Annotated in this window: 4 protein-coding genes; 2 read left to right on the top strand and 2 right to left on the bottom strand. The window is 39.9% G+C overall.

The annotated features are described in order from the left end of the window. Positions 1–43: 43 nt before the first annotated feature. On the bottom strand, positions 44–2,305 hold the full coding sequence (gene clpA, locus GQR46_RS14970; protein WP_165741346.1) for an ATP-dependent Clp protease ATP-binding subunit ClpA: 2,262 nt from the start codon (positions 2,303–2,305) through the stop codon (positions 44–46). Positions 2,306–2,374: 69 nt separating this feature from the next. Further along, a complete protein-coding gene (clpS, locus tag GQR46_RS14965) occupies positions 2,375–2,683 on the bottom strand; it encodes an ATP-dependent Clp protease adapter ClpS (protein WP_007585109.1) in 309 nt (102 codons plus the stop codon). Positions 2,684–2,892: 209 nt separating this feature from the next. On the opposite strand from clpS, the gene cspD reads away from it, so the two are divergent. Together cspD and GQR46_RS14955 are read left to right on the top strand one after the other, a co-directional pair. Next, positions 2,893–3,111, top strand: a complete 219-nt coding sequence (gene cspD / locus GQR46_RS14960) for a cold shock domain-containing protein CspD (RefSeq protein ID WP_002962500.1) — start codon at positions 2,893–2,895, stop codon at positions 3,109–3,111. A 525-nt stretch (positions 3,112–3,636) separates the two neighbouring features. Further along, positions 3,637–5,859 carry an NADP-dependent isocitrate dehydrogenase gene (locus GQR46_RS14955; protein WP_165741345.1) on the top strand — a complete coding sequence of 741 codons (2,223 nt, stop codon included), beginning with the start codon at positions 3,637–3,639 and terminating at the stop codon, positions 5,857–5,859. Positions 5,860–5,903: the final 44 nt, after the last annotated feature.

Raw genomic sequence — 5,903 nt, 5'->3', positions numbered from 1 at the left:
CCCGCTATTATTTAGCGGGCCATTTTCTTTTTAACTACAAGCTTTACGCAGGCGTTAGACTGCTCTCGTAATCAAAGTGAATCTTCTTGTCTTTAACTGATACTTTAACCGTACCGCCATCAACGAGTTCACCAAACAGTATTTCGTTAGCAAGCTGCTTTTTAAGCTCTTCTTGAATAACACGTGCCATTGGGCGTGCGCCCATCGCTTTATCGTAGCCTTTATCAGCAAGCCATTCACGCGCTTTAGACGTAAGCTCAAGGTTAACCGATTTTTTATCAAGCTGCGATTGCAGTTCCACAATAAACTTATCAACCACCAGTAAAATAACTTCACGTTCAAGGTGATTAAACCAAATGATGTTATCTAAACGGTTTCTAAATTCAGGTGAAAATACTTTATTAATTGCACCCATTGCATCGTGCGTATGATCTTGCTCTGTAAAACCAATCGACTTACGCGTAGTTTCTTGAACGCCCGCATTGGTCGTCATTACAACCACTACATTTCTGAAATCGGCTTTACGACCGTTATTATCAGTTAACGTACCGTGATCCATTACTTGTAGCAAAATGTTGTAAATGTCTGGATGCGCTTTTTCAATCTCATCTAAAAGTACAACAGCATGTGGGTTTTTAATAACAGCTTCTGTTAATAAACCACCTTGCTCAAAACCAACATACCCTGGTGGTGCACCAATTAATCGGCTTATTGCGTGGCGCTCTACATATTCCGACATATCAAAACGAATAAACTCAACACCCATACACTTAGCTAGTTGTTTAGTTACTTCTGTTTTACCCACACCGGTTGGGCCTGCAAATAAGAACGACCCCACTGGTTTTTCTTCGCTCGATAAACCAGAGCGAGATAAACGAATAGCTGATGTAAGCGCATCAATAGATTGATCTTGCCCAAACACAAGCATTTTAAGATTACGGTCTAGGTTTTTAAGTGTTTCTTTATCTGTTGACGATACACTTTGCGCAGGAATACGTGCCATTTTAGATATAATTAGCTCTATATCTGCCACGCCAATGGTTTTTTTACGTTTAGAACTCGGTTGCAAGCGCTGGCTTGCACCCGCTTCGTCAATCACATCAATGGCTTTATCTGGCAAGTGGCGCTCATTAATATATTTAGCACTAAGCTCAGCGGCTGCTTTTAATGCTTTTTGAGTGTAACGAATACCATGGTGCTCTTCGTAACGCTCTTTTAAACCATTTAATATTTTAGTGGTATCGGCAACACTTGGCTCAAGTACATCAATTTTTTGGAAGCGACGTACTAATGCACGGTCTTTCTCAAAAATATTTTTATACTCGTTGTAAGTTGTTGACCCCATACAACGTAGCTTACCACTTGAAAGCAGTGGTTTAAGCAAGTTTGATGCGTCCATAACACCACCAGACGCCGCGCCGGCACCAATAATAGTATGTATTTCATCAATAAATAAAATAGATCCAGGCTCTGCTTGTAGCTCTTTTAATAAGCTTTTAAAACGCTTTTCAAAGTCGCCACGGTATTTAGTGCCCGCAAGCAATGCACCCATATCAAGCGAGTACACAACAGCATCTGCAATCACTTCTGGTACTTGCTTATTAACAATGCGATACGCTAAGCCTTCAGCAATGGCTGTTTTACCAACGCCCGCTTCACCAACAAGTAATGGGTTATTCTTTTTACGACGACACAATACTTGTACCGTGCGCTCTACTTCGCTGTCGCGCCCAATCAGTGGGTCAATGTTACCTTCACGTGCTTGAACGTTTAAGTTTGTTGTAAAGCTGTCTAGCTTGCTTGCTTCTTCGTTTTGAACTTCTTGCACTTCATCATGAATATCGTCGCTGTCGTTGCCTAATTCATCATCAGCTTTAGAAATACCATGCGAAATAAAGTTAACGATGTCTAAACGCGATACATCATGCTTTTTAAGTAAATATACAGCTTGGCTTTCTTGTTCAGAAAAAATAGCGACTAGTACGTTTACGCCAGTAACTTCATTTTTGCCTGACGATTGCACATGGAACACAGCGCGTTGTAATACACGTTGAAAGCCAAGTGTTGGCTGAGTTTCACGTTCTTCTTCTAAATCTGGAATGACGGGTGTTGTTTCGTCAATAAATTCTAATAATTCGGTTTTTAAACCAGAAATATTAACACCACACGCGTTTAGGGCTTCTCCTGCAGAAGGATTATCTAACAGCGCAAGTAAAAGGTGCTCTACGGTCATAAACTCATGACGGCGAGTGCGCGCTTCACGAAACGCGGCATTTAATGTGAGTTCTAAGTCTTTGTTTAGCATTGGCAACCCCTTACTGAGATAATAATTTATACCACAACAATCGGATGTTTGATCACCCTAGATTGGTATTTATTCCTGCTCACAACTACAAAGCAGTGGATGCTCGTTATCACGCGCGTAGCGGTTAACTTGTTCAGCTTTAGTATGGGCTACATCGGCACTGTAAACACCGCATATACCCTTACCTTTTTCATGAACCTGAAGCATCACGTCGGTTGCTCTATCGCTATCCATATTAAAAAACGTCGTTAAAACTTCTATTACAAAGTCCATCGGCGTGTAGTCGTCGTTATTTAAAACAACTTTATATTTTCGCGGCGGCTGTAGCTTTTGCTTTTCACTGTCGCGAACTGTGTCGATAACACCTGAATCTTTCATACCACTCATAATTAAATATAGTCTTGTCTTTGTAACTCAAGCAAACTTGAATAAAAAATAAATAAAATGTTAAAAAAATAACTCAAAACACTTGACTGGTTGGCTAAATAAACTACAGTCAAACGTAGATTGATTAAACCTTAGTCAGTCTAGCAAATAATACAATTTAGAATAACTAAATTAGTCAACTTATTGAAGGATGTAGAAGTATGGCTTGCGGTAAAGTTAAATGGTTCAACAACGCTAAAGGTTTTGGTTTCATCGTAGAAGACGGCTGCGAGAATGATATTTTCGCTCATTACTCAACAATTGTAATGGACGGTTATAAAACGCTTAAAGCTGGTCAAGATGTAACATTCGAATTAGAACAAGGACCTAAAGGTCTACACGCTAAAAATATTGCCCCAGATGGTGACATTATTGAGTGACTATTGTTTTGTTCGACTAAAGCGAGTGACCTTTTAAGATCCTCGCTTAATTCCTTAAGCATACTAACTTATCTCTTCTCCCCTATTTATTGCCTCTTTTCATTCAAATTCAACCCTTTTCCTTGAATTTATTTTATATACCCCAATGTTCTAAGAGTTGATTGTTTAACTGCTTATTGGGCATGCTCAAACTCTAGCCCTTTTTATTTAAGCTTGTTACACTCTTGGTGCTAAAAATTGCGTATTAACGCAGCAACTAATCCAATTTGTCGCCTCTTATATATGTACTAGGCTAAAGGCTGATTTATTTTTGTTAATTTTTTAGCTATAAATACAATTCCAGTTCGTCAGGTGTGACTATTCTGCTTTTATAAAAGAGCAACGCTGAGTACCAACACCTAACAAACTATTCATTACGAGCGTACGTGTGCATTAATTCGTTTAATAATATGTACTCACTCATCAGTAATGATTTTCTTTGCATTGTTGAATAAGACCTTATCGGTCTACTATCTAGGAATGATGATGACATCAAAAATTATCTATACAAAAACGGACGAAGCTCCGGCACTAGCAACTTATTCGTTGCTACCGATCATCCAAGCATATACAAATGCGGCCGGTGTTGAAGTTGAAACTCGCGATATCTCATTAGCAGGTCGTGTAATTGCTAGCTTCCCTGATTATTTAACACCAGAACAACGCATTGGTGATGCACTAGCTGAACTTGGCGAGCTTGCTAAAACACCAGAAGCAAACATCATCAAATTACCAAACATCAGTGCATCTGTACCACAGCTTCGCGCTGTAATTAAAGAGCTTCAAGCACAAGGTTATGCACTTCCAGATTACCCTGTTGAACCTAAAAATGATGAAGAAAAAGCAATTCAAGCTGCTTACGACAAAATTAAAGGCAGTGCAGTAAACCCAGTACTACGTGAAGGTAACTCAGATCGTCGCGCACCAGGTTCTGTAAAAGAATATGCACGTAACAACCCACATTCAATGGGTGCGTGGAGCAAAGATTCAGAGTCTTACGTTGCAAGCATGAGCGAAGGCGATTTCTTTGGTTCAGAAAAGTCAATCACTGTTGATGCTGCCACTGATGTACGTATTGAACATGTTGCAACTAACGGCGACGTGACAGTACTTAAACAAAGCACGCCACTTTTAGCTGGCGAAGTTATTGATGCATCAAGCATCAGCGCTTCTAAGCTTCAAGCTTTCTTAGCTGCAGAAATTGATGCTGCTAAAGAAAAAGGTGTTTTATTCTCGCTTCACATGAAAGCGACAATGATGAAAGTATCTGATCCAATCATCTTTGGTCACGCTGTAAAAGTATTCTACAAAGATGTATTTGCTAAACACGGTGAGCTTTTTGAAGAGCTAGGTGTTGATGTAAACAATGGTTTAGGCGACGTATATTCTAAAATTCAAACATTAGACGATGCTAAGCGCGAAGAAATTGAAGCAGACATTCAAGCTGTTTACGCTAACCGCCCTGCTATTGCTATGGTTGACTCTGATAAGGGTATTACAAACCTGCACGTACCAAGTGACGTGATTATCGATGCGTCTATGCCTGCTGCAATCCGTTCAAGCGGTCAAATGTGGAATAACGATGGTAAATTACAAGACACGAGCTTTGTAATTCCAGATCGTTGTTACTCAGGTATTTACCAAGCAACTATCGATTTTTGTAAAGAAAATGGCGCGTTTGATCCAACTACTATGGGTAGCGTTCCAAACGTTGGCCTTATGGCTCAAAAAGCTGAAGAATATGGTTCACACGATAAAACGTTTGAAGCTAAAGCAGATGGTTCTATCCGTGTTGTTGATGCAAACGGTACTACATTACTTGAGCACAGTGTTGAGCAAGGCGATATTTGGCGCATGTGTCAGGCTAAAGATGCACCAATCCAAGATTGGGTTAAACTTGCAGTAAGCCGTGCACGCGCAACGGGCGTTCCAGCTATTTTCTGGTTAGACGAAAACCGTGCACACGATGCTGAGCTAATCAAAAAAGTAAATAAATACCTACCAGATCACGATACAGCTGGCCTAGATATTCAAATTTTAGCACCGCTTGAAGCAACATTGTTCTCATTAGCGCGTATTAAAGAAGGTAAAGACACTATTTCTGTAACAGGTAACGTTTTACGTGATTACCTTACAGATTTATTCCCAATTTTAGAGCTAGGTACAAGTGCTAAAATGCTTTCAATTGTTCCACTTATGAACGGTGGTGGCTTATTTGAAACTGGCGCGGGTGGTTCTGCACCTAAGCATGTTCAACAATTCGAAAAAGAAAACCACTTACGTTGGGATTCTTTAGGCGAATTTTTAGCACTTGCTGCTTCTCTTGAGCACCTTAGCGTAACGACGGGTAACAACAAGGCACAAGTACTTGCTGATACACTAGATAAAGCGACAGGCACTTTCTTAGCAGAAAACAAGTCTCCTTCACGTAAAGTGAAAGAAATTGATAACCGTGGTTCTCATTTCTTCCTATCTTTATTCTGGGCACAAGAACTTGCTAAGCAAAATGACGACAGTGAACTTAAAGCACAGTTTACTCAAATCGCTAGCGACCTTGAGTCTAATAAAGATAAAATCGTAAGTGAGCTTAACGATGCGCAAGGCCCTGCAGTTGATTTAGGCGGATACTTCCTACCTAATGACGATGCAGCGGTTAAAGCAATGCGTCCAAGTACTACATTTAACGATATTCTTGCTAAATTAGTATAAATATTAGTTTGAATTAAAAAGCCGCTTACTTGTAAAAGTAAGCG

Source organism: Pseudoalteromonas sp. Z1A6 (assembly GCF_011378745.1).
Taxonomy (GTDB): Bacteria; Pseudomonadota; Gammaproteobacteria; order Enterobacterales; family Alteromonadaceae; genus Pseudoalteromonas; species Pseudoalteromonas arctica.
This window is presented reverse-complemented; position numbering and strand designations above follow the sequence as displayed.

Coding starts and splice junctions, on each gene's coding strand:
- clpS (WP_007585109.1), bottom strand. CDS start 2,683: ATGAAAGATTCAGGTGTTATCGACACAGTTCGCGACAGTGAAAAGCAA.
- cspD (WP_002962500.1), top strand. CDS start 2,893: ATGGCTTGCGGTAAAGTTAAATGGTTCAACAACGCTAAAGGTTTTGGT.
- clpA (WP_165741346.1), bottom strand. CDS start 2,305: ATGCTAAACAAAGACTTAGAACTCACATTAAATGCCGCGTTTCGTGAA.
- GQR46_RS14955 (WP_165741345.1), top strand. CDS start 3,637: ATGACATCAAAAATTATCTATACAAAAACGGACGAAGCTCCGGCACTA.